Origin of the sequence: Pseudomonas sp. MIACH (assembly GCF_001269925.1) — a bacterium.
In the GTDB taxonomy this organism is placed as follows: Bacteria; Pseudomonadota; Gammaproteobacteria; order Pseudomonadales; family Pseudomonadaceae; genus Aquipseudomonas.
Window position 1 is genome coordinate 75,295 of record NZ_LHVO01000060.1, and the last position, 23,820, is coordinate 99,114.

Annotated in this window: 22 protein-coding genes; 15 read left to right on the top strand and 7 right to left on the bottom strand. The window is 57.1% G+C overall.

All coding sequences use genetic code 11. The features are described 5' to 3' along the window. Positions 1-10 precede the first annotated feature (10 nt). Together AD670_RS25805 and AD670_RS25810 are read left to right on the top strand one after the other, a co-directional pair. Positions 11-706, top strand: a complete 696-nt coding sequence (locus tag AD670_RS25805; RefSeq protein WP_053139038.1) for a DUF4286 family protein — start codon at positions 11-13, stop codon at positions 704-706. A gap of 284 nt (positions 707-990) precedes the next feature. Continuing rightward, the gene (locus AD670_RS25810) at positions 991-2,271 is read left to right on the top strand and encodes an OprD family porin (protein WP_053139041.1); all 1,281 of its coding nucleotides are present in this window, start codon (positions 991-993) and stop codon (positions 2,269-2,271) included. 104 nt (positions 2,272-2,375) lie between these two features. Here the strand turns inward: AD670_RS25810 and AD670_RS25815 are convergent, their stop codons facing one another. Beyond that, positions 2,376-2,765, bottom strand: a complete 390-nt coding sequence (locus AD670_RS25815; RefSeq protein WP_053139043.1) for a helix-turn-helix domain-containing protein — start codon at positions 2,763-2,765, stop codon at positions 2,376-2,378. A gap of 102 nt (positions 2,766-2,867) precedes the next feature. Between AD670_RS25815 and AD670_RS25820 the strand changes: the two genes are divergently transcribed. Further along, on the top strand, positions 2,868-3,986 hold the full coding sequence (locus tag AD670_RS25820; protein ID WP_053139046.1) for an NADH:flavin oxidoreductase: 1,119 nt from the start codon (positions 2,868-2,870) through the stop codon (positions 3,984-3,986). 403 nt (positions 3,987-4,389) lie between these two features. Here AD670_RS25820 and AD670_RS31555 read toward each other — a convergent pair whose 3' ends face one another. After that, positions 4,390-4,683: a hypothetical protein gene (locus AD670_RS31555; protein WP_156338314.1), complete on the bottom strand. Its 294-nt coding sequence runs from the start codon at positions 4,681-4,683 to the stop codon at positions 4,390-4,392. 111 nt (positions 4,684-4,794) lie between these two features. On the opposite strand from AD670_RS31555, the gene AD670_RS25830 reads away from it, so the two are divergent. The 9 genes from AD670_RS25830 to AD670_RS25870 all read left to right on the top strand — a co-directional run bounded on the left by AD670_RS25830 (position 4,795) and on the right by AD670_RS25870 (position 16,443). Beyond that, positions 4,795-5,739, top strand: a complete 945-nt coding sequence (locus AD670_RS25830) for a fatty acid desaturase (protein WP_053139050.1) — start codon at positions 4,795-4,797, stop codon at positions 5,737-5,739. 30 nt (positions 5,740-5,769) lie between these two features. Next, positions 5,770-6,801 carry an ABC transporter ATP-binding protein gene (locus tag AD670_RS25835; protein WP_053139052.1) on the top strand — a complete coding sequence of 344 codons (1,032 nt, stop codon included), beginning with the start codon at positions 5,770-5,772 and terminating at the stop codon, positions 6,799-6,801. Continuing rightward, positions 6,798-7,427 (top strand): ABC transporter permease, encoded by a 630-nt coding sequence (locus AD670_RS25840; protein ID WP_053139054.1) that lies wholly within the window; start codon positions 6,798-6,800, stop codon positions 7,425-7,427. Before AD670_RS25835 ends, AD670_RS25840 begins: the two co-directional genes overlap by 4 nt. Further along, the gene (locus AD670_RS25845; protein ID WP_053139145.1) at positions 7,427-8,110 is read left to right on the top strand and encodes an ABC transporter permease; all 684 of its coding nucleotides are present in this window, start codon (positions 7,427-7,429) and stop codon (positions 8,108-8,110) included. Before AD670_RS25840 ends, AD670_RS25845 begins: the two co-directional genes overlap by 1 nt. A gap of 49 nt (positions 8,111-8,159) precedes the next feature. Beyond that, a complete protein-coding gene (locus tag AD670_RS25850) occupies positions 8,160-9,065 on the top strand; it encodes an ABC transporter substrate-binding protein (RefSeq protein ID WP_053139056.1) in 906 nt (301 codons plus the stop codon). A gap of 36 nt (positions 9,066-9,101) precedes the next feature. Further along, the gene (locus AD670_RS25855) at positions 9,102-10,430 is read left to right on the top strand and encodes an LLM class flavin-dependent oxidoreductase (protein WP_053139058.1); all 1,329 of its coding nucleotides are present in this window, start codon (positions 9,102-9,104) and stop codon (positions 10,428-10,430) included. Between the two features lie 34 nt (positions 10,431-10,464). Beyond that, positions 10,465-11,247, top strand: a complete 783-nt coding sequence (locus tag AD670_RS25860; RefSeq protein ID WP_053139060.1) for a phosphate/phosphite/phosphonate ABC transporter substrate-binding protein — start codon at positions 10,465-10,467, stop codon at positions 11,245-11,247. Between the two features lie 360 nt (positions 11,248-11,607). Next, positions 11,608-12,708 (top strand): ABC transporter substrate-binding protein, encoded by a 1,101-nt coding sequence (locus AD670_RS25865; protein ID WP_053139062.1) that lies wholly within the window; start codon positions 11,608-11,610, stop codon positions 12,706-12,708. 24 nt (positions 12,709-12,732) lie between these two features. Further along, complete coding sequence (locus AD670_RS25870; RefSeq protein WP_053139064.1) at positions 12,733-16,443, top strand: ATP-binding protein; 3,711 nt, start codon at positions 12,733-12,735, stop codon at positions 16,441-16,443. A 1,129-nt stretch (positions 16,444-17,572) separates the two neighbouring features. Here the strand turns inward: AD670_RS25870 and AD670_RS25880 are convergent. The 4 genes from AD670_RS25880 to AD670_RS25895 all read right to left on the bottom strand — a co-directional run bounded on the left by AD670_RS25880 (position 17,573) and on the right by AD670_RS25895 (position 19,621). Then, a complete protein-coding gene (locus AD670_RS25880; RefSeq protein ID WP_053139068.1) occupies positions 17,573-17,929 on the bottom strand; it encodes a type II toxin-antitoxin system RelE/ParE family toxin in 357 nt (118 codons plus the stop codon). A 1-nt stretch (position 17,930) separates the two neighbouring features. Further along, positions 17,931-18,221, bottom strand: coding sequence for a type II toxin-antitoxin system ParD family antitoxin (locus AD670_RS25885; RefSeq protein WP_053139070.1), 291 nt, complete (start codon positions 18,219-18,221; stop codon positions 17,931-17,933). Between the two features lie 201 nt (positions 18,222-18,422). Beyond that, complete coding sequence (locus AD670_RS25890; RefSeq protein ID WP_053139072.1) at positions 18,423-18,638, bottom strand: hypothetical protein; 216 nt, start codon at positions 18,636-18,638, stop codon at positions 18,423-18,425. A 188-nt stretch (positions 18,639-18,826) separates the two neighbouring features. Next, on the bottom strand, positions 18,827-19,621 hold the full coding sequence (locus tag AD670_RS25895) for a helix-turn-helix domain-containing protein (protein WP_041931406.1): 795 nt from the start codon (positions 19,619-19,621) through the stop codon (positions 18,827-18,829). An 88-nt stretch (positions 19,622-19,709) separates the two neighbouring features. Between AD670_RS25895 and AD670_RS25900 the strand changes: the two genes are divergently transcribed. Continuing rightward, the gene (locus AD670_RS25900) at positions 19,710-20,957 is read left to right on the top strand and encodes an MFS transporter (protein WP_053139074.1); all 1,248 of its coding nucleotides are present in this window, start codon (positions 19,710-19,712) and stop codon (positions 20,955-20,957) included. Here AD670_RS25900 and AD670_RS31245 read toward each other — a convergent pair. Beyond that, entirely contained in the window at positions 20,870-21,781 is a 912-nt protein-coding gene (locus AD670_RS31245) for a LysR family transcriptional regulator (protein WP_015371104.1), read from the bottom strand. The genes AD670_RS25900 and AD670_RS31245 overlap by 88 nt on opposite strands. 145 nt (positions 21,782-21,926) lie before the next feature. On the opposite strand from AD670_RS31245, the gene AD670_RS25910 reads away from it, so the two are divergent. Continuing rightward, positions 21,927-23,324 carry an amidohydrolase family protein gene (locus AD670_RS25910; RefSeq protein WP_053139078.1) on the top strand — a complete coding sequence of 466 codons (1,398 nt, stop codon included), beginning with the start codon at positions 21,927-21,929 and terminating at the stop codon, positions 23,322-23,324. Between the two features lie 11 nt (positions 23,325-23,335). Then, positions 23,336-23,809, top strand: a complete 474-nt coding sequence (locus AD670_RS25915; protein WP_015371102.1) for a DMT family transporter — start codon at positions 23,336-23,338, stop codon at positions 23,807-23,809. Positions 23,810-23,820: the final 11 nt, after the last annotated feature.

The window sequence follows — 23,820 nt, forward strand, 5'->3', positions numbered from 1 at the left end:
GGAAAACGCTATGAGCTTTGCAGGAACGGGTGTAGTCGCGATCTGGCATGATCTTTTGCCCGAAGCACGGGACGAGTTCTATGAGTGGCATAACCGTGAACACATGCCGGAGCGGGCTGGAATTCCGGGGTTTTTGCGGGGGCGCCGATACATCGCTTTGGATGCAGGACCAACCTATTTCAACCTCTATGAGGCTGACACGGTGCAGGTGTTGGGAGGGCAGGATTATTTATCGCGTCTCAACAGTCCGACGGCTTGGACAAAGCAGTCGGTGCAGTCCTATCGCAACGTCGCGCGATCCATATGCGAGGTTACTTATACCAGCGGTGTGGGGCAGGGCGCGTATTTGCTGACGGTCCGTTTCGATGTCGTCGAAGGGCAGCATAAATCAGTGTCGGATGTATTGCGCCAACGCGTGCTTCCTCCCCTTGCTGATAAACAGGGTATTACGGGCGTGCATTTGTGCGTGGCTGATGAGGCCGTGAGCAAGGTTGAAACCGCAGAGAAAAAAGCCCGCGCCGAAGGGACCCAGATACCGGCCTGGATCGTCATGATCGAAGGGTGTGCGCCCGATTACGTTCGTGTCGCCGGCGAGTCTTTTGTAGCGGAGCTGCAACGCCTGCTGGAGGAGCAATCGACGGGGCCAGAAACCACGCTTTATCAATTGGAATACACACGTTGTAAAACGCCGGGAAGTGCGGGTTGATCGCCGAGCGTTCGAGTACGTTTTAACTTCCAGTCGTTGTTCTTACGCAATTCCCCACGAGCGTGCCATTACCGGCATTGAGTCAGGCTCGCGTCTGCGCACGCTCGGGTTTTGCATAAGTCGATAGTAAGCAATTATAAATTTCTCAATAAAGGGCTGTAACAAGACACATAAGTGATCCCTGCAGTCGCTCGGTAGTTAGCTCTAGAAACTGCCTGTGCGTAGGTTTAATAACGAGCTGGAAATCACCCCAAAACAATAATAATTCATTGTGAGAAAACATCATGCGCTACCCTGTTATTTCCCGCAGCGTGCCTGCACATCAATCTCTGATCAGTCTGACTCTTGCGGTCTGCGCGGGTTCGTCAGCGGCTGTTCAAGCCGATCAGAACAGCGGCTTTGTTGATGGCGCTAAGGCCACCCTCAATTTGCGCAACGCTTACATCAATCGCAACTTCATCAACCCGAACGCCGCCCAAGGTAAAGCCGAGGAATGGACCCAGAACTTCATCCTCGACGCCAAGTCCGGTTTCACTCCGGGCGTGGTCGGGTTCGGCGTGGACGTGCTGGGCCTGTACTCGGTCAAGCTCGATGGCGGTCGTGGTACGGCAGGCACACAACTGCTGCCGGTACACGATGACGGCCGCCCGGCTGATGACTTCGGTCGGCTGGGCGTCGCCCTCAAGGGCAAGGTGTCGAATACCGAACTGAAGGTCGGTGAGTGGATGCCGGTGCTGCCGATTCTGCGCTCCGACGACGGCCGTTCCCTGCCACAAACCTTCCGTGGCGGCCAGGTGACCTCCACCGAAATCAGCGGCCTGACGCTGTACGGTGGCCAGTTCCGCGCCAACAGCCCGCGCAACGACGCGAGCATGGAAGACATGTCGATGAACGGCCGCGGCGCGTTCACGTCCGACCGTTTCAACTTCGGCGGCGGCGAATACGCCTTCAACGAAAAACGCACCCAGGTCGGTGTCTGGTACTCGGAACTGTCCGACATCTACCAGCAAAAATACTTCAACCTGACCCACAGCCAGCCCATCGGCGACTGGACCCTGGGCGCCAACCTCGGTTACTTCATCGGCAAGGAAGACGGCAGGGCCTTGGCTGGCGACTTGGACAACAAAACCGCGTTCGCGCTGCTCTCGGCCAAATACGGCGGCAACACCTTCTATGTCGGCCTGCAAAAACTCACCGGCGAAAGCGCGTGGATGCGGGTCAACGGTACCAGTGGCGGAACCTTGGCCAACGATAGCTATAACGCCAGTTTTGATAACGCTCAGGAGCGCTCATGGCAGCTACGCCACGACTTTAACTTCGCGGTACTCGGTATCCCGGGCCTGACATTAATGAACCGATATATCAGCGGTGATAATGTCCACACAGGTTCGATAACAGATGGTAAAGAATGGGGCCGAGAATCGGAATTGGCCTACGTCGTACAGTCTGGTGCGCTGAAAAATCTCAGCGTTAGATGGCGTAATGCGAGTGTTCGCAGGGATTTCAGCAGCAATGAGTTTGATGAAAATCGGATTTTTATTAATTATCCCATATCGTTATTGTGACGATTGTTTCGCTCGCCAATACCCGGTGGAGTAACTTCTGCGATCGTCTGAGCAGTAATAACTTGATCAGACGGTTGCAGATAAACCCTGCGTCAATTAGGTACTTAATGTGGCGTTGGTAGGTTTGCCTCCGCGGCCTCATCAAACTTCAACCGGGCAGCTTCAATATCAGGCAATTTATCAAGCGTCCATTTATGCAATTCGCGAAATGGCTGCTGCAATGTCCGACCCAGTGGGGTGATCTCATACTGGACTGCCACGGGCGAGAACGAGATGACCTGGCGCGATACGAGACCATTTCGTTCCAGCCGCCGGAGGCACTGCGTCAGTGCCTTCTGAGTGACACCCTCCAGGCGGCGCCTGATGGCATTAAAGCGATGGGGTCCATCATCAAGCACAGCCAGAACCATCATCGACCACTTGTCTGCGATCTGGTCGAACAATGCCCGGCTTGGGCAGTCCGACGAAAAACATTGTGGCTTTAATTCCAGCATCGAAGTTTCCTCATATATACCTAGGCTACTCTAGGTGCCTAATTGACATTAGGTCTACAAAATATACTTATATGGCTTCCGAAAGCAAATGGAGTCCATCCAATGTCAAACCCTGATACCAGCATTTTATTCCGTCCTTTTTCCATCGGGTCACTTGAGTTGAAAAACCGGATTGTCATGGCGCCGATGACTAGGCAATTTTCGCCGGACGGCGTCCCCGGCGAAGCGAGCGCTGCATATTACCGGCGGCGCGCGGAAGGTCGTGCCGGATTAATCTTGTCAGAAGGGACCGTTATCGATCGTCCCGCTTCACGTAACGGTTCCGGTATTCCTTTTTTCCACGGTGAAGCAGCGCTGGCCGGATGGAAGAACGTGATCGATTCTGTCCACAATGCGGGTGGCCGTATGGGGCCGCAGCTCTGGCACACCGGTGCAGTGCGTGACGTCAGCGGCTGGGAGCCAGATGCGCCGGTGGAAAGTCCATCTGGCCTCGATTCGCCAAACGACCCACGCGGTGTGGCGATGAGCGAAGAGGATATTGCAGATACAGTTGCTGCTTTCGCCAAGGCAGCAGCGGATGCCAAACGCCTGGGTTTCGACACCGTTGAAATCCATGGGGCTCATGGCTATTTGATCGATCAGTTTTTCTGGGGCGGCACCAATCAGCGCACCGATCGCTACGGTGGACCGACGATCAAGGAGCGCTCGCGCTTTGCCGCTGAGATTGTCTCTGCTGTTCGTCATGCGGTCGGCCCCGAATTCCCAATCATCATGCGCGTCAGCCAGTGGAAACAGCAGGACTTTGCGGTGCGCATTGCAGAGACCCCAGCAGCGATGGAAGACTGGCTACTGCCGTTGGTTCAGGCAGGCGTTGATGTTCTGCATTGTTCGCAGCGACGCTTCTGGGACCCTGAGTTTCCCGAAATTGACGGTGAGAACGGACTCAATTGCGCGGGCTGGGCGAAGAAAGTCACTGGAGCCACAACCATCAGCGTCGGCTCGGTCGGGCTGGATAATGATGTTACTCATGCATTCGCCGGCCAGGGATCAACGCCTGCGAGTCTGGATCGGCTCGTCGAGCGTATGGAGCGCGAAGAGTTTGATCTGATCGCAGTAGGGCGAGTTTTGCTGAGTGACAAGGATTGGGTCGCCAAAGTGGAAAAAGGCAATTACGCGGATCTGAAGGGCTTCAATCCGGCGTCTTTAGCCGAATTGATTTGAGTCTTATACCGGAGCGGAGATGTTATGCCGCGACGGTTTTAATCTCAGGGAATCAGAGGCTGAACGTCGGTTTTCCGAGTTCGAGTCGTAATCCGTTGTTGAGTACAGCATGCACCGTTTCAATGACTGACTTTTTACGACCACTCAACATCCGACGATGACAGGGGAGCGGGCATCTACGTGCGAGTCGTAGATGTCCGTTGGTAGTGGGTGATACGACGTCTCCACGAATGATCCGACGCTTCTGGACAAAAGCGCTCACTCGTATTGATGTCGTCGTCTTACGCTATGTCAAGAATCCCGAATCCCGAGAATACAGAACAGAAGAGGCACGTTATTTTTCGTTATTCTCTTTAGGAATAAGCATAATAAAATATATTCCTTGATCGTATTAATCATCATGCTACCTTGCTGTCACCGGACCGCCGGATATGTTCAATCCTATTGTTATGGTACGACTATGTCCGGCGCCCGAATCTTCCAAATCAGCCTTGAGGCTCTGTCGCATGACGGCGCCCACGCGGCGATTTATCACGCCGGCAATCTGCGCATCAGTTCTTTTTCCTCCATTGCCGTTCCATTCGTTACCGGCAAACCCCTCCCTTGTCAGGCCAACAGCGAAGCCTGCAGTGCAATCAGCGAAGGCCTGGCGTTTCTTCTCTACGCCATGTGAATCATCGTTGTTGCGCACTTCCATACCGTCAGTCCAGCCAATCATCTTCCGGTAATACCCCGTCTATGGGGTTGCAGCCTGAAGTGTGAGTGATTGGGCGTCTGTTCCGAGCAAGACCTATCACGATTGACAACAATGCCAAACTATCTGGATGAAGCTCATCGAGCTGAAATCGCTAAGCTGAGCACTACCGTAACGAGTAAAACTGAATGGCCCACCTGGCTTTTGTTAGTCGGGTTCTATCTGGCTTGGGCGTTTATTATTTTTTGTGGGAGCGTACTTGGCGAAGTACTCAGCCTCGTCCTGTTGATTCCACTGGTTGTGCTGTGGATGTCGATTCAGCATGAGCTTATCCACGGTCATCCAACGCGTTGGGCTGGCATCAATAAAGCCCTGGGATTTCTGCCATTTGCCGTGTGGTATCCCTACGACATCTATAGGGACACTCATTTGGCGCATCACCACGACGAGGCGTTGACGGTGCCGGGCCAAGATCCGGAAAGTCGTTATGTCACCGGTGCTGTTTGGTTGCGCTCGCCTCGCTATATCAGAACGTTGTTATGGGTAAACAAGACCGTGGGTGGTCGTTTGCTTATGGGCGCTCCGTTGGCGGTGATAACCCTCGTGGGCAGTGAGATCGGAGGGCTGTTTCACACCGGGCGAATCGCTTGGCGGATGTGGGTTGCTCATCTACTAAGTGTTGGCGTAGTGCTGGCCTTGGTTGAGCAATACAGCGCCATCAGTGCCATGCAGTACCTATTCCTGGTGTCGCTGCCGGCCTTGTCGATTGCCATGATCCGGTCGTTTTACGAACATCGTCCGTCAACGCTTCCGCAACACCGCACGGTTATCAATGAATCGTCGGGGCTGTTGAGTTGGCTGTTTCTCAACCTCAATCTTCACCTGGTTCATCACGATCTTCCCGGTTTGCCCTGGTTTTACTTACCCAGGGTGTATAGAGCCAGGCGTGAACAATGGATCGCGCGAAACAATGGCTATGTCATTCATGGCTACTTCCAGTTATTGCAGAAACATCTGGTCAGTCCCGTGGATTGTCCTCGCCATCCTGCTGAGCACTAACACTAGGCAAGCTAATAGGGCGTCGGAAAAATGATACGTTTTGAAGCCATCAGGAAAACTCATAAAGGCAGCCCGCGAATGGCCGTGAGCGATTTAACGCTTCACGTCCGAGAGGGTGAGATCTGTGTATTTGTCGGGCCCAGTGGATGCGGCAAAACCACCATTTTGCGCATGATCAACAGGCTGGATACCCAGGACAGTGGCCGCATCTGTGTCAATGGCGTGGCGACCGATGAACTTGACGTCGTTACGCTACGCCGTGGCATTGGTTTCATGATGCAGAGCGCAGCCTTATTTCCTCACCAGACGGTTGCCGAAAATATTGGCGCAGTCCCGCGGCTGCTGGGCTGGAGCAAACATAAAATTCGCCAGCGCGTGAGCGAACTCATCTCCCTGGTTGGGCTTCAGCCGGAATTTCTGGACCGCTACCCTAATCAGCTGTCGGGCGGACAGCAAAGCCGTGTCGCCCTGGCGCGGGCATTGGCCTCGGACCCACCGGTTGTATTGATGGACGAACCCTTTGCCGCGCTTGATCCGGTGATACGCGAGCGACTGCAGGATGAACTGGTTGCACTTCAGAGACGTTTGCATAAAACCATTATCCTGGTGACCCATGATATGGAGGAGGCCATCAAGATTGGTGATCGGATTGCCATCTTCGAGGGCGAAGGAAAACTTGTTCAGTTCGATACCCCTCACAACATCCTTGCCCATCCTGCCAGCGAGTTTGTGAAGAACTTTATCGGCAAAGATCCGCTGTTAAAAAGACTTTCGCTGATGAAGGTTTCTGATCTTCCGGTGGATGAGGTCAGTTGTGAATTCAAACTTCTCCTGGATGACAAGTCCAACCCGTTGAAGTGGGTCAGTGAATCGGACGTGGCTGTTCCGGAGCTGACCACGGTGTCGAGTCACGACTCATTGCATCACGCCCTGGTTAAAATTCTAACGGCACCGATCGGTGTGGTTGTTCGCGTGGACGAGGCGGGCGGTTACGAAGGTTGCCTGTCGATTGCCAGCCTTCACAGCGCACTCAATGAGCGCCGCTTCGGAAGTGCGCAATGATTGACTGGTCCTGGATCGTTGAAAACTGGCAGCAGATCGGCCAGCTGTTAATTGATCATATTCAACTGGTGACCTTGGGCCTGTGTATAGGGATGCTGTTAGCGGGTGCAATGGTGCTCTTGACGTTGTGGCAGCCAGGACTGGCGCGGCCGATGATTTATGTCTGCGGCATACTCTTTACCATTCCGTCGCTGGCACTGTTTATTTTGATAATGCCTTTTACCGGGTTATCCAAGACCACGGCGGTCATTGGTTTGAGCCTGTATTCCTTGCTCATCGTGTTACAGAACACCTTGGCGGGACTTGCGAGTAACCCCGCGGACGTATTGGAGGAAGCCCGTGCGCTCGGGTATACGCGCATGCAGAGATTCCTCGGGGTTGAACTTCCACTGGCGCTGCCTGCTTTATTGGCAGGCTTACGAACAACCTCGGTTACTTTGGTGGGACTGGTGACTGTTACTGCCTTGATTGGACAAGGTGGACTGGGCCAGTTGTTCATTACCGGGCTGGCTCAAAGTTTCACTACACCTGTGGCAGTCAGCCTGGTCCTGACCGTGATGTTGGCGTTATGTTTTGATTTTCTGTTTTATTCAATCAATAAATGGCTGGTGCCTTGGGTGCGCTGATGAACATGATCGCAAGTGTCTACCTTTGGTTTTCTCTTCCTGATAATTGGTTGGGTGAAAACGGCATCCTGACTCGGCTGGCAGAGCATATTTATTATGTGTCCTTGAGCCTGGTTATTGCTTGCGCAATAGCGTTGCCGCTTGGCGTACTGTTGGCTAACTATCGCAAAGGCGCGCAGGTGGCGATAGGGCTGTTCAATATTGGGCGAGCATTACCTTCCCTGGGTATTGTGATACTTGCAATCATGCTCATTGGCTATGAAACCAGCACGGTGATTATCGCGTTGGTGACCATGAGCATCCCGCCGATATTAACCAATACCTATGTTGGCATCGATCAGGTGGATTCATCTCTGAAGCAGGCTGCCAGATCGATGGGCATGCGCAGAGGGCAGATGTTTTTTCAGCTCGAGTTGCCGCTGGCTTTTCCGCTGATCTTTTCAGGGTTCCGATCAGCCCTGGTGCAACTTATCGCCACGGCCACCATCGCCGCGTATGCCGGCTTCGGTGGGCTGGGCAGGTTTCTTATTGATGGACTGGGCCGAAATGATACGCCGCAAATTATTGGCGGCGCACTGATGGTGTCGGCACTGGCGATTGTCAGTGAGTGGGTTTGTTCAATGATAGAAACATTCATGGTTAGAAAATGGCGGGCGGGAAAAATCGAACTAAGCGCTACATGACCTGAGGCATTTGAAAGTGTGTATTAACTCTGCAGAGGTGCAAACCCACATGAAAAACAAACAACGTTCGAAGGCTCGCTCAGCGCACTCGGTTTCATTGCTGCTGGGGTTAGGCTTGCTGGTGGGCAGCGCGTTTGCCAGCGCTCAGTCCATCACCATTGGAGGGGCCAATTTTTCCGAGCAGACGATTCTCGCCAACATCTATGCGTCAGCCTTGAAAAATCAAGGGATAGACGTCAAGACCCGACTCAATCTCGGCAACCGCCAGATCATCGCCCAGGCCCTGGAAAACGGCGATATAGACGTCGTACCCGAATACCTGGGGTCACTGTTGAGTTTCTATGACGACAAGACCGCCCTGACCAGCCAAAAGGAGATCCTCGGCGCTTTGCAACAGAAGTTGCCGGCGGACCTCCAGCTGCTTGAGCCTTCGTCCGCAGGCTCCATTACCGCCTGGGCTGTCACCAAAAAGACCGCAGAAAAGTACAACCTGCGCACCTTGTCCGACCTGGCGCCCGTTTCGGGAGATTTCACCCTGGGCGGGCCTCCCGAAGTTGCCACGGCTGCGTTAGGCCTGCCCGGGTTAAAGGCGGTCTACGGCATCAACTTCAAGAGCATCAAGTCGCTGGACATGGGCGGGCCGTTGTCGCGGCTGGCGTTGAACTCCGGCGCTATCGACGTGGCCACGGTGGTCTCCACGCAAGGCATCCTGGCGAAAGAGCCTTGGGTTGTCCTTGAGGACGACAAGCACCAACAGCCCCTGCAAAACATCACGCCACTGGGTCGCAAGGCGTTGCTGACCCCGGAAGTCACCCAGGTGCTCAACGAGGTCTCTGCAAAACTGACCGATGACGACCTCAAGCAACTCAATCGCCTGGTTGATATCGATCACAAGGACCCCGCGAAAGTCGCGGCGCAGTGGGTCGCCGAACATACCGTCAAGACGGCCCAGTGAAAATCAATGCGACGTGGGTAAGGTCGCGGAGGCGTTATGTCGAATAAAAGTATGATTTTGAATTTGTTCTTTTTTAATCCCCAGGGCGATCATCGTTTTTCCTGGCGCCACCCGCTGGCACCGACCCAAGAGATATTGACGCTGGGTTACTACGTAAAACTCGTGCAGGCGGCGGAGGCGGCGAAGTTTGATGCGGTTTTTGTCGCGGATCACGTCGCAGTCTGGGACTCCGTGGCCAGCGGGTTGAGGCACTATGCCAACGCCCGCCTGGAACCGATAACGCTGTTGTCCGCACTGGCTGCGGTTACCGAGCACATCGGGCTGATGGGCACGGCTTCGACTTCCTATAATGAGCCCTTCAACCTCGCGCGCTATTTTGCTTCGCTGGACTACCTCAGCGCAGGGCGAGCCAGCTGGAATATCGTGACGTCCTGGCTGGAAGAGGAGGCCTCGAATTTCGGATTGTCAGGCGTAACCAAGCACGGTGATCGTTATCTGCGGGCCGAGGAATTCATCCACGTCGTCAAGCAGCTCTGGGACTCCTGGGAGGAGGGTGCGCTAGCGTTTGACAAGGGTACGGGCGACTTTGCCGACCCATCGAAAATTCACCCGATCAATCACAAAGGCGCTCATTTCAACGTACGTGGGCCGCTTAACGTGCCGCGTCCACCCCAGGGCCATCCGGTCCTTGCCCAGGCGGGGTCTTCTGAAGCCGGTAAAAACCTGGCCGCCGCGCATGCGGACGTGCACTTCTGTTTTATCAATTCGGTCGAAGAGGGGTTGGCGTACAGGGCCGATTTGAATCGCCGACTCGAGTTGAAGGGCAGGCATTCCAGTGATCTGAAAATCATCACCGGCGTGCTTCCGGTGGTGCTCGGGGATGAGACTGAGGAGGAACGACGTCGGCACCTGGAGGACAGCCTGATTATCGATGCGGTGGCGATTGACCTGGTCTCCAGCTACACCCGCCTGGACTTGACGGGTCTATCGCCGGACGGACCATTGCCAGCGTTGCCGGATGAGTCCGAGTTTGATGGCATTCGAACTGAGCTGGCCCTGCTCAAGCAGTATGACACCTCCTTGTCCATCCGCGAAATAGGACGCCGGTTGGTCAAGAGTTCAAGTACCTGGCTGCTGATCGGAACGGCGGAGCATATTGCCGACAAGCTTTCAGCGTTATACGAGTCGAATGCCGTCGATGGCTACAACCTCATGTTTCCGTTTTTGCCCACTGACTTCGAAACATTCACCCGTGGCGTGGTGCCCTTGCTGCAAGCCAAAGGGGTGTTCCGCCAGGAATATGAACCCGGGACACTGAGGGATCGCTTGGGCTTGAAGACGCCTGCCAACCGTTTCCTGCTGTGATCAGCGGCAATCGCACCCTCTGAATGGATGTCATATGACCAGCGATCTATCCATGTACCTCGCTCCCGCCAGGGTTTTACAGGCACAGCACGCCTGGCTTGAGCGCATCCTGGAGATTCTCGGCGAGCGCCGAGGGCAAAAACAGATCATTGATCTCGCGGCGCACTGGCTTTCCCCGGATCTGTTGTTATCCCAGACCTGCGGCTATCCATTCGTCACGTCATTGCGGGGAAAGGTGAGGCTGATAGGGCGCCCGAGCTATGAGCTTCCCCATAGCTCGGGGGGGGATCATTGCAGTGTGCTGCTCTGCAGGGCTGATTCGGCCATGACTGACCTGGCGGGTTTCCAGGGCAGCCATGGCCTGATCAACGCCCGGGATTCCAACTCAGGAATGAATTTATTGCGCCACACGCTGGCCGGGATCAGCGACCGTGGGTTTTTCTCGACACTCACCTTCACCGGATCCCACCGGGAGAGCATGCGACGGCTGAAAGCAGGCGAGGGCGATTTGGCGTCCATCGACAGCGTCACCTACGACTATCTTGCAAGAGATCACAGTGCCGAGATCGAAGGCCTCAGGATCCTCGTGCGGAGTGCGCGCAGTCCCTGCCTGCCTTACATAACCTCGATTGGTCAAACGGCTGCGGACGCCGTTTCAATCAGGAACGCAATGAACGAAGCCTTGGGCCAGCTTCCTGAGGTTTCCCGTGACCTAGCGATCAAGGAAGTCCTGCCGGCCAGTGAGGCTGACTATGAGTGCCTCCTGGAATATGAGCGCAGTGCGGCCAGTCGCGGCTTTTCGTTTCTGTCGTCCTGAGCGGCGAGCCGCACCTGCTAGACCTCTCAGTCCAAGGACGGATATTTGCGCATCGCCTTGTGGGGCGCTCAATTGGCTGAAATCCTCCAAGGCCGCGCGAAGCGGGCACTTTGATACTATGATCATTGCCAATGCAGGCAAGACACTAGCGTGGTGGGCTTCAGGTTTTTCCGAAGGCAATACGTAACAACCCCGCACGTGCCATACAGGGAGACGTTCAATGCCTGCGCCAAACTTCAAAGAGTCGAAGATCTCCTATCTGCGTGCCAACTGCTCCACCCAGATCAAGCCGTCGATCCGGACTGTCGGCAGGTGCGGGTGGATTACTGCTGGTCAATCCCAGGCGCGTCGGAGAACAGCATGAACACTAAACCACTCCACACACTCTTGTGGCGCTTCGCCGGCTGCGTGGCGGGGATGGCGATCGTTGCCGCCAATCCAGCCCAAGCGGCTGACGATGGCATCGCTGGCGGCCCTACCGCAGGCTATAGCATTGCCTTCAGCAACTCCTACGCGGGCAGCGATTTTCGCAAGGTGATGGTGCGCAACTGGCAGGAAATTGCGCTCCAAGCGCAAAAGGATGGCTTGATCCGGGAGGCCCCGGTAGTCAGCACCAATAACTCGGCATCGGAACAGGCCGCCCATATCCAGGACATGATCGTCAAGGGCGTCAATGCCATTGTCATCCTGGCCGCTTCCGACACGGCCCTTAACGGGGTCATCCGCGACGCCTGCAACGCGGGCATCGTGGTGGTCGTCATGGCCAGCCTGGTTACCGAACGTTGCGTCTACACCGTGGATTACAACTGGTCCGCCATGGGTCGTGTGGAAATGGATTACATCGCCGAGCGCCTTAAGGGCAACGGAACGTTGCTGGAGATCCGCGGCATTGCCGGCGATGCCACCGATAAAAACATCAGCGACGGCATTCGCAAGGCCGCCAGCGACTATCCGGGACTGAAATTCGCCAAGACCGTATACGGCAACTGGACGGCTTCCGTCGCCCGCAAGGAGGTGGCGCTGGCGCTGCTGTCGTTGCCCAGGATTGATGCCGTGGCGACTCAGGGGGGCGATGGTTACGGGGCGGCGATGGCGTTCAAGGCGGCAGGACGCCCTTTGCCGATCATCGTGATGGGGAACCGCCAGGACGAACTCGCCTTGTGGAAACAGGAGCGCGATGCCAATGGCTACGAGACCGTCTCTGTCTCTGCCTCCCCGAGTGTCTCCCAAGTGGGGTTCTGGGTGGCCCAGCAGATCCTGGCGGGCAAGCCGGTGCCGAAGTTCGTCGAGGTGCCGCTGGTGCGTATCGATGCGAAAGACCTGGACACCTGGCTCGCCACTATGCCGGTGGGCGGCGCCGCCAACCCTTTCTACAGCCAGGCTTCCGTTGCGGCGATGATCGACGCGGCCATCAACAATACGGCGGCGCCGGCGCCTTTGCCGGAGGTCAAGAAACAGTAGCGGCGGTCGAGGAGGCGAGGCCCCATGTTGACATTCAAATCAGCCACGGCCAGGCCCATTGCCGTCAGGATTGGCCTGGCGGTTGCCGCACTGGTGTTCTTGATGCTGGCGGTATCGCTGGTGAACCTCTACGGCCTGCGAGGCATGGTGCGTGCGGTGGATTCCGCCAGTCATTCCGCAGAGATCCTGGCCTCGGTCAACGGGGCCACCGGGCGGGTGGAAAACTTCATTGCCACCCGCGACCAGGAAAGCCTGTCCCAGGCAGAAGGCATGGTGGCGACAGCTATCGCCGGCCTTGACGACATTCCGGTGGTAGAGGCGCAATCGCTCAAGGGCAGTCTGGAAAGACTCTCTGCGGCGATCGCCGCCTTACGGGCGGCGACCCTGACCATGGATGGCGAAACGGAGAACATGACAGCCCACTACAGCCGAATGCGAGAGGCGACGACCCTCGTCGAACAGGGCATCGCCGATGGGCTGAAGGGGCTTGATTCCCGCGCCGCTGACCACAAGGCGCAGGTGAGCAATATTGAGAGCGCCCATCGCATCCTGGATATCCTGCGCAACGGCGAGCGGATCATCACCGCCAATGTGGCCAAGGCGCTGGTGACCGGTGATGGGGCGGCCGCCACTGCGGCGAGGAACGCCTGCGCGGCACTGCCGCCCGTGGTCGAGCAATTGCGCGAGTTGATGGAAACGCCACAGGAGGTGGAGGCCCTGGGGCAGTTGGCGACGGCGATCACGGCGGCCAGCCTGGCGGTCGAGCAGCTTGGCAAGGCGCCCAAGCCTCTGGGAGGCGACGCTTTGGGACATCTCGGCGCGGTTGGGGATGTGGCCGAGCGCCTCGAAGCAATGTTGGGTGAGGTGGACGAGCACGTTGCCCGTGACGCCAGCGACATTCAGGCAGCCACCGGGTTACTGCAAAATGCAGCCGCATTGTCCAAGCGTTTCGCCGAGCGGGTGGCCACCCTGGAAGCGCAGACGTTGTCGTTTCGCCTGACACCGTCGGCCGAGGTCGCGGACGCTGTCGGCGCCATCCTGGATGAGCTCTCCCGTCTTTCTCGCGTTCTCCCTTCGTCTGTAGGGCCGCAGACCAGCGCTACACCCCTGACGGTCAGCGATCAGATTGCCGGCTACCGGGCCGCATTCGCCAGGTTCCATCAGGCGAGCAACGCCTTGAGCGACGCGCGTGACCAAGTTCGCAACGAGGCTCGGAGCGCGGGCCTGTTGGTTGCGCGCTTCGCTGGCGAGGCGCGCTCAGACGCCTTGGCCCACAAGGATCGCGGCATGCTTGCGGCGATCATCGCGGGCACCGTCGCCATCCTGCTGGCCGGTGCCATCGCCTGGAGCACCTCGCGGTTTGTCGCGCAGCCCATCGTCGCCCTGGCCTCGGTCATGCGCCGGCTTGCTGCCGGTGACCTGACCGCCGAGATCGCCAGCGCCGGACGCGGCGATGAGATTGGGATCATGACGCGGGCCGTGCGGGTGTTCCAAGAAAATGCGTTGCGCATCCGGGTGCTGGAGGCCGAAGCCGAGGCCGAACGACAGCAGGTCCAGGCCTCGTTGGAGAGAATGGTCGCCGAACGAACCGACACGCTGCACCGGCAGACTGAGGTGCTGGAGGCGCAGGCCGTCGAGCTCATTCAGGCGCGCAACCAGGCCGATACGGCTAACCAGGCAAAGAGCGATTTCGTGGCCACGGTCAGCCACGAATTGCGCACCCCTCTGACGCTCATTCTGGCCCCGCTGGAGCAGCTCTCGGCGGCAACCACTCCGCCGGCGGACTGGCGTGTGCAAATCGAGCGCGCCCAACGCAACGCGCTGCGCTTGATGAACCGGGTGAACGACATCCTCGATTTCTCCAAGGCTGAAGCCGGCAAGTTTGAGTTGTGTCCGGCGCCGATTGACTTGAACCAGGCGGTGGGTGTGCTGGCCGAGGATGCCGCCATGGTGGCCAAGGGCAAAGGTTGCACCTTGACCTGCAGCATCGATCCCGCCCTTGGCACGGTGTTCCTGGACCCCCGGCACTTCGAGAAGATTCTGCTCAACCTGGTGAGTAACGCCATCAAGTTCACCCCCGCCGGCGGTACCGTGCATCTGGCCGTCACTGCGCTCGATGACGAGCGATTTGAGCTATCGGTACAAGACTCGGGCATTGGCATTGCGGCTGACAAATTGCCGCTGCTGTTCCAGCGGTTTTCCCAGATTGATAACTCCGCCACGCGCCAATACAGCGGCACAGGCATCGGTCTCGCCCTGGTCAAGGATCTGGTCGAGCTGATGGGGGGCGAAGTCGGCGTCAACAGTGAGCCTGGACGGGGGTCGTGCTTCTTTGTTCGATTGGCGCGGGGGGCTGAGCAAAACACAGTGCCGACCGAAGTCAGCAATCTGCATGAACGCTCGTCACCCACCACCATCATCACAGCCGAGCAGCGCCACCTGCTTTTCGACGACGGTCGCCATGGCAGTAGCAACGACCCCGCCTCGACTGGAGAGGGCGCCCCGGAGCACGCCTTGCAGTCCAGGGTGCTAGTGGTAGATGACAGCCCGGAAATGCTTAGCTACCTCAGCGAGCTTTTGCGCGACGACTACATCGTCGTCACCGCAGCTGATGGAGAACAGGCTTGGGCAACACTGCAGCGTCGAGCAATCGATGTGGTGCTCTCGGATGTGATGATGCCGGAGCTCGACGGCTTTGGCCTGACCGCCAGAATCAAAGCCAGCGCGGGTTTCGCCCATATACCCGTCATCCTGCTGACCGCCCGCGGCGGCAGCGAGGCCTGCGTCTCCGGGCTGGAAAGTGGCGCCGATGACTATATTGCCAAACCCTTCTCGCCGCTGGAGCTCAAGGCTCGCGTACGTGCGGCCCTGCGCATGAGCCAGGTGCAAGCCGAACTGAATGCAAAATCCCGTCAGGCGGGCATGGCCGAAATCGCCACGACGGTGCTGCACAACGTCGGCAACGTCCTCAACAGCGTGAACGTATCGGCAGAACTGGTCAGCAGTCAGATGCGCACTTCCAAGGCCCAGGGCCTGGGCAAGGTGGCTCAGATGCTGAACGAGCACATCAATGACCTGAGCGAATTCCTCACCCGCGACAACAAAGGGAAGATGCTGCCCGACTACCTGCTCAAGCTGGCGGAGGTGGTGACGGCAGAGCAACAGGGCATCATCGAAGAGCTCGGGCAACTCACCAAGGGCATTGACCACATCAAAACCATCGTCGCGGCCCAGCAGTCCTATGCCGTTGCCGTCAGTGTCGTCGAGACAATACCGGTCTCGGAATTGATCGATGATGCCTTAAGCATGAGTGCCGGGGCACGGGTGCGCCAGGAGGTGAGAGTGGTCAAGGAGATTGCCGACTTGCCCCTGCTGTCGCTGGACCGGCACCGAGTGCTGCTGATTCTGATGAACCTGATCAGAAACGCCAATCAGGCGCTGGACGGCGTGGTCGATCGCAGCCCGTGCATCACCTTCAGCGCCGCCCTCGCGGACGGGCCAGTCCTGCGTATCACGGTGGCTGACAACGGCAACGGGATTACGCCCGAGCACCTGACGCGTATCTTTTCCCATGGCTTCACGACGCGCAAAGAGGGCCACGGTTTCGGCCTGCACAGCTGCGCGCTCGCCGCGCAGGAAATGGGTGGCAGCTTGACCGTGCACAGCGACGGAGCGGGACAGGGCGCAACCTTCAGCCTCGACATCCCTGTTGATGCTCAGCAGAGCAGGGGGTGAGCACTGAACCTAAGCCCATTAAATTGTGGCTAAAGCCAGAAATTAACCGATAAGACACAGGTTTGGGGAATGCAGCTGTGCAGGATTGTTGCTCAGTCGTGGAGGATGGTGTTACTGAGTAAATTTCCAGAAAAGAAATTTTGTGTGCGGGCGATAGTGTCTGATCAGGAATATGGTCCAGTGGTTACTTTCTCCCAGGTCAGAGAGTAGCTTCATGGATGTCATCTAATCGATGGCATTGCACTGCAGCCCCGTTGGAATCCGTGGCGTGCCGTTGGCTTCACAGGTACGCCGCGGTGGGGCGCAGGCAGCCCACCAAGTCCACCACACGGTCGTTGGACTGCAATTCGATATCCACTTCCGGGCAGGTCTTGAAAGGCGCAGCGAGCGCCGGGATCAGTCGGTCCGAGGCCCAAGGTCGCCGAGGCGTAGCAATTCACTGAAAGTGGATGGAGTTCCATGGTTTATGGAAAGGCAAAAATGATCAGCTCAACAGCCTGCCCAACGACACCTAAAGACTCTCAGGGTCGCCAAAAAACATTTTGACTGGGCTCTAGGACAATATTTTCAGCTCGAAAAATCTAAAATATGCCCCCAGTTATGCCCCCAATTGCACCAAGTGTACGAGCGATCGCGAATGGCGATTTCTGACATGGATCTAGGTGGTCGTGGCTGGTATTCAGTGCGCCTCCGTATACTGGATGACCAACCCGAATCTGGCAAATTCTTGGTCGTTAGATGAATCTATATCCTTAATTGGAGTTGTCCGGGCTGTCTTTCAGCACCTGTCCTGAAATTGGCATCGTGAGATGCTCATGCTCTGCGAGATTTTGCAATGGCGCTGGTCGCCAGGGAGATCGATCCGCGTGTCCACCGGCAGCTGGAGGGGAGTGCTAGGCGCCTGGCCACGGAAAACGCTGAGGAAGCGGTTGTTCAGCATTCAACGTGGTACGCAACGCTGAGCATCGTGCCTCTGATCATGGGTCTCAATAGTCCGGTCGGCCCCAGCACTTCTCGCTTCAACGGGGCGCGGAGCCGGATGGCAGCGAGGGCGCTCAGGTTGCATATAGATGCGGGCGCCTTACCTTCGCTGTTCATTGCCAGCTAAGCCTTTGAGCTCGGTTGGCGATCAGTCGTTGGGCAGGTGCAGTTGCCCTTCCATGGCGTCATGAAGAAGTCGGACGACCTCGATCACGTCTGCGCTTGCTACACGATAAAACACGATATGGCGAGGGCTCTTGACCGCCCCATGGGGCTGTTTGGCCTGCTGTCGTGAATAGATGAGGTGATAGCTGCGAAGGCCCGGTGCCAGCTCATCGCGTTCGTAGCTGCCAATGCGATAAGGCGTGTCGGCGATCGCTCGCAGCGCCGCGAGGATCAGCGCCTGGTAGCGCTGGCGTGCTTGATCGCCGAACTGCGCTTGGGAGAGCCTGAGGATGTCGACAATGTCGGCGCGCGCCGCGTTCGAAATCCGATACTGCGGCATGTCAGTGTTTCTCGCGCGCGGGGAGGGCGGCCTCCAGGCTCAAGCCCTCGAGGTAGTGCTCCAGATCCCGTTCGTTCAACTGAGTAAAGCGCCCTTGCTCAAAGTCCATTATGCCGATCGAGGTCGCCAGACGCAGGGCCTCAATTTTGGCGGTGTCTTCGGCGACACGCTGTTCCAACAGCCGCAAACCTTCCCGCATCACTTCGCTGGCATTCTGATAACGGCCAGACTGCACAAGGTCTTGGATAACCTGTTCCTGGTGGGGGGTGAGCACAACGTTTCGCGTCGCCATGATTAGCTCCAGCTCTGGTCATACAGGACCTTTCGACTATTGGCATATTATGCCATTTTACCTGCCTGCACATAGTTTGGGATCTGTATCTGACGGACTGTAAAGTGTGGGGTCATCCTATGCGCCGGACAGATGGCCCGGACTGTATGCGCAGATAGTCCAAGCAAGGCAGTTGCATGCGGAACGTCGTGGAAAGCTTAATTAGTGTGGGCCTCGGGCTTTCAGTTTTGCAAAGCCTTGTTTGATGTGTCCGGCGTTCTCTCCAATCGTTTGTAGCGCGCCGCGGACATTGTCGCCTGTGTCCGTCGTACCCTGGCGCTCAATCCATAACGTCAACTCCATCACCGCCGCTTCTAAGGCGAGCTGGTTTTGGTACATACGCTCAAGGACATCAGGCAGTGAATATTCAGTGGGCATCGTTTCGACTCCAATGAAAGAGCCGAAAGCGTAGCAGTGAGGGAGGCGGATGTCCTGAGCCACCCGTGAGTTAAGGGCATGATGAGGGGGCAGCATTCGCCAAAAGCTGCCGATGCGACAGGCAGCAGACGGCCAATAGCAGACAGATCGTTCTACAGCCTCGGCGCTTTGTATCAGCCAGCAGAGCACTAGCGCAGAGAGGAAAAATACTGAGTAGGCGGTTTACCCAGTGCTTTCTTGAACATAGTGATGAATGCATTAACAGAGTCATATCCCAGGATGCCCGCCACACGTTGCACGGATACCCCCTCCGCCAAATGACTCAGTGCGATCATCAAATGCAATTGTTGACGCCAGCGTCCGAAGCTCAGCCCGGTCGTGCTTTCTACAAGCCTGGCCAGCGTTCGTTCACTGGTTGCAAGCCGAGTGGCCCACTCGCGCAACGTGGTTCGGTCGCCTGGATCTGAGAAGAGCGTATCCGCGATTTGTTTGATCTTGGGGTGGTCTGATATCGGCAAATGCAGCTCTTTCAGCGGGGCATCGGAAAGCTGCTCAAGCAGCACTGCAACCAGCCGAGCTGTCTTGCCCTCGGAATGGTAAGCAGGTTCCTGTTCAGCGAGATGCAGGACCATCTCCCGAACAAGGGGCGTAATGGCAACCGTGCAGCATTCTTCAGGCATGGCTGCCGCACCGGGCTCAACGAACAGAAAGCAGGTCCGGGCGTTTTCGGTCACTCGGCAACTGTGCGGCGTGCCGCCCGGGATCCATACGGCGTGCTGGGGAGGGACAAGCCAGAGTGCATTTTGCACCTCACAGCTCACTGCGCCATGCAAAGACAGGATGAGCTGGCCTTTGCGATGATCATGCGGACGGGCACCCGAATCATTGAGGTCAGGCGCAACCTTGAGGGCAATCGCTGCCTGGGCGAAAAGGTCTGAATCGAAATCTTCCGGCGAGGAAACGACATTTTTTGAGCTTGGCATAATTTAGATATCAGGTATCTTGATATCTATATTAGCCGGTTCTGAAGTTCTCTACAGTTGTCTTCTTTTAAGAGGACAGATAAAGAATATGTCAGATACAAAAAACAAGTGGCATGCCATCGCGCTCGTCGCAGGCATTCTGCTTATCGCCGTGAACCTGCGCGTTCCCTTTACCAGCATCGCGCCCGTTTTGCCGCTGATCCAGAATGATTTTGGCTTGAGCGCCTCAGCTCTAGGCCTGCTTACTTCACTGCCATTACTTGCCTTTGCAGCCTTCTCCCCGCTCAGCGCATCGGTCGCCCGCAGGTTCGGCATCGAGCGCACGCTTTTCGGTGCACTGTTGGTCATTTCAGCGGGCATCCTGCTCCGCTCCGCAGGCAGCGCATGGGTGTTGTACGCCGGTACGATATTGATAGGCACTGGGATCGCCCTGGGCAACGTGCTGCTGCCCGGCCTGATCAAACGCGACTTCTCGACAAAAATGGCGTCCATGACCGGCGCTTATTCCATCACCATGGGTGCAGCGGGCGCTGTCGGTTCAGCCGTAATAGTTCCGCTGACCCAATCATGGGGATGGCCGATTGCCCTGAGTTTGTTGGTCGCAGCCCCGTTGTTGGCGCTGGTGGTGTGGCTGCCGCAGTTGAAAAAACACGAACACGTAAATCTGTCAGGTCCGAAACAAGCGCCAACCGTGGCCGTCTGGTGTTCGCCGCTGGCATGGCAGGTCACACTGTTCATGGGGCTGAACGCGATGCCTTTTTATGTCGCCGTCGGCTGGCTGCCGACCATTCTGATGGACCATGGCATATCCCCGGAGCAAGCAGGCACGGTACACGGCACGCTTCAACTGACGACGGCCATTCCCGGCTTGATTCTGGCGGCCACGCTTCGTCGTCTCAAAGACCAGAAACTGGCAGCCGCTACCGTCAGCCTGTTAATCGCCTCATCCCTGATCGGGCTCATTTACGCGCCAGACTACGCCATGTTGTGGGCCGCGGTCCTGGGCTTCGGCTCTGGTGCCAGCATGATGCTCGGCCTGACCTTCATCGGCTTGCGCACAAAAAATGCCGGTGACACGGCGGCACTTTCAGGAATGGCGCAGTGCGTCGGCTACCTGATGGCAGCCGCAGGCCCCTTGCTGCTGGGCCAACTGCACGACTGGACCGGTGGCTGGACAGGACCGCTGCTGATCACAGCCGCAATCTCCGTAGCCGGAGCATTCACCGGCATGCTGGCCGGGCGCAACGTTCAACTTGAATCTGCTGAATCATCGTCGCGAACAAGCCCAGCAATCCAGTCAGCGAATGCGCTCACAGCTGGCGATAAAAAGCGCTGATGCGGGTATAGCAGGTGAACAGGAACCGATGCGGGCTGCCAGTCAGCAAGCACTTCGACCAGTCGCCCTTCTCGCAGATGCTCGCTGACCACGTTCTCAGCGAGCTGCACCAGCCCGAAGCCTTCAAGGCACATTTTGATGTAAAGCCCAGTCTCGTTGACGGCCGCTGTGCCGTTCACCGGGACTGAGATTTTTTCGGTACCACGGGCAAAGCGCATTTCACCTGCTTGCCTTGCGCGGCCCGAGAAGTAATGGATGGCCCGGTGGTGAGACAAATCTTGCGGATTTTGCGGAGTGCCGTTCTCTTCGAGATAGGCGGCAGACGCACAGGTTACCCAGCGAAACCGACCGAGTGGGCGCGCAACGAGCGTTGAGTCATCGAGCTCGCCTGTACGAATAACGCAATCGACACCCTCTTGAACCAGATCAACCTGCCGATCGTTGACGCCTATCATCAGGTAGATATCCGGGTAGCGCCTGTAGAAGTCTTGCAGGTTTGGCATGACGATGAAGTGTGCAATGCCACCCGGCATATCGACACGCAAACGCCCCTGTGGCCGTTTTACGGAATCCGTCAGGCTGGTCTCTGTGTGTTCGATCAGCTCCAATATTTCCCGGCATTGCGCCAGATATTGTGCGCCCTCAGAGGTCAGGCTGACCCGACGCGTTGTTCTGTTCAGCAGGCGTACCTGCAAGTACTTCTCAAGATTTTTAACGCTGCTGGTAACTGTGGAGGCCGGCAGAGAGAGCGTCTGCGCCGCCTGGATAAAGCTTCCTGCTTCAGCCACACGTACGAAAACCTGCATCGCTTGAATACGGTCCATGACTGTTAGCAGCCTCAAAGCAGTGATCGGGTAAAGTCGTTATTATTCGTAGATATTGAATAATAAAAACAGTTTAACCATCTTTTTCCCGCAGTATCGCATTGCGTACATTGCTTCCAACGAAATTTGAAGAGGTGTACAGAAAATGGCTGAATATAACCGCAGCATTGTGCAGGCCCCGACCGCTCAGGCCGCCCGCACCCTTATCCGCGGCGCCACTGTGCTGAGCATGGACGGTGATATCGGCAATCTGGCGCGCGGCGATATCCTTATCGAAGGCAGCACCATCACGGCCATAGGTGAAAACATCGAGGCCGGCGACGCTATGGTTATCGAGGCATCCGGCATGATTGCCATGCCCGGCATGGTCGATACGCATCGTCACTCCTGGGAGGGCCAACTGCGTCGAATCAATCCGAATGCCGAAACCCTGGAAGACTACTGCAACGCAACGCACTTCTCGTTCGCCAAATACTATCGCCCGGCTGACATGTATATTGGCAATCTACTGACTGCATTGGGGTGCATCGATGCGGGCATCACGACCGTGGTCGATAACTCGCACAACAGCCGCACCGGCGCGCACTCCGACGCCGCGGTCGAGGCGCTGCTCGATGCTGGTATCCGGTCTGTACACGCCTCCGGTGCGCCAGTTTCTGGTGAGTGGGACAAAGCCCACTGGCCCGGCAACCTGGAGCGTCTCCAGGGGAAATACGTCAAGAACGGTGACAACCCGCTGCTCTCGCTGGCGGTAATGGCGCAGCTGGAGCCTGAGCTATGGGCTGAGGCCCGGCGCTTGGGGCTGCCTATCATTACCGAATTCTTCGGCGGGGACATGGCAGCTGAGTTGGAGGGTTTGCATCGCGAGGGTCTGCTGCGCCCCGATAACATCTTCAACCACTGCACAGCGCTGCCGGACGCCGGCTGGAAAATCATTCGCGAGGCTGGCGTGCGGGTCAACGTATGCCCGCGTTCAGATGCCCACTACGGCATTGAAGATGGAATGTTCGCCATGCAGTCGGCCCAGCGTCACGGCATCAGCCCGGGGCTGAGTGTCGATAACGAAACCTCCTATAGCGGTGACATGTTCATGGAGATGCGGGTGGCGTTCTACCTGCAACGCGTCATGGGCATGCACCAGCAGCGCTGCTGCGGCGCAGAGCATCATCCGGTGACCCTGCCGGCTCATGGCCTGCTCAAAGCTGCCACTCTTGACGGCGCCACCTGTGCAGGATTGCAGGACAAAGTCGGCACCCTGACCCCCGGCAAACAGGCCGACCTGATCCTTATCAATGCGCAGGACATCAACCTTTACCCGTCGGGTAACGCATTCGGCACCGTGGTACACGCGGCCGAACGCAGCAATGTCGACACGGTCATGATTGGCGGGCGCATCGTCAAGCGCGGCGGCAAGGTGCTGGGCGTGGACAGCGAAAGGCTGCGTGCAGCAATCGACGAATCCCGTGAGCATCTGTTTGCTGCCGCAGGCTACCAGCCGGATATTTTTGCCGAGACATTCATGCCGCTTGAGTCAGCCAAGTAAGGAGGCGCGAAATGAACGCAGCTTACTACCTGCTGGCCATCGCCGCGGGGCTTGGCATTACCCTGCAGACCACGCTGAATGGTCAACTCGCTAAAGGTGTGGGTGGAGATTCCGTAGCGGCGGCGCTGTTCTCATTTACTGCCGGAGCGGTGTGCCTGGGCGTCTTTTCATTGATGCGTGGCGGGATAGTGGCCTCACTGGCGGCTATACCTGCCCAGCCCTGGTGGAGCCTGCTGGGCGGTCTGCTGGGTGCCGGTGCCTTGCTTAGTTATGTGGTGCTTGCGCCAAAAATCGGCCTGTCAGCCCTGCTGGGCCTCGCTATCGCAGGTCAGATTATCTCCTCACTGGTTATCGATCATTTCGGATTGATGGGGGCATCGGAAAGGCCGGTGTCTCTCATCAAGTTGGCCGGGTCGATGGTGATGCTCGCAGGACTGGCCATCGCCCTGTTCGGTGACAGGTGGTCAGCGCTTTTCTCCAACTGACTGCCTTGTTT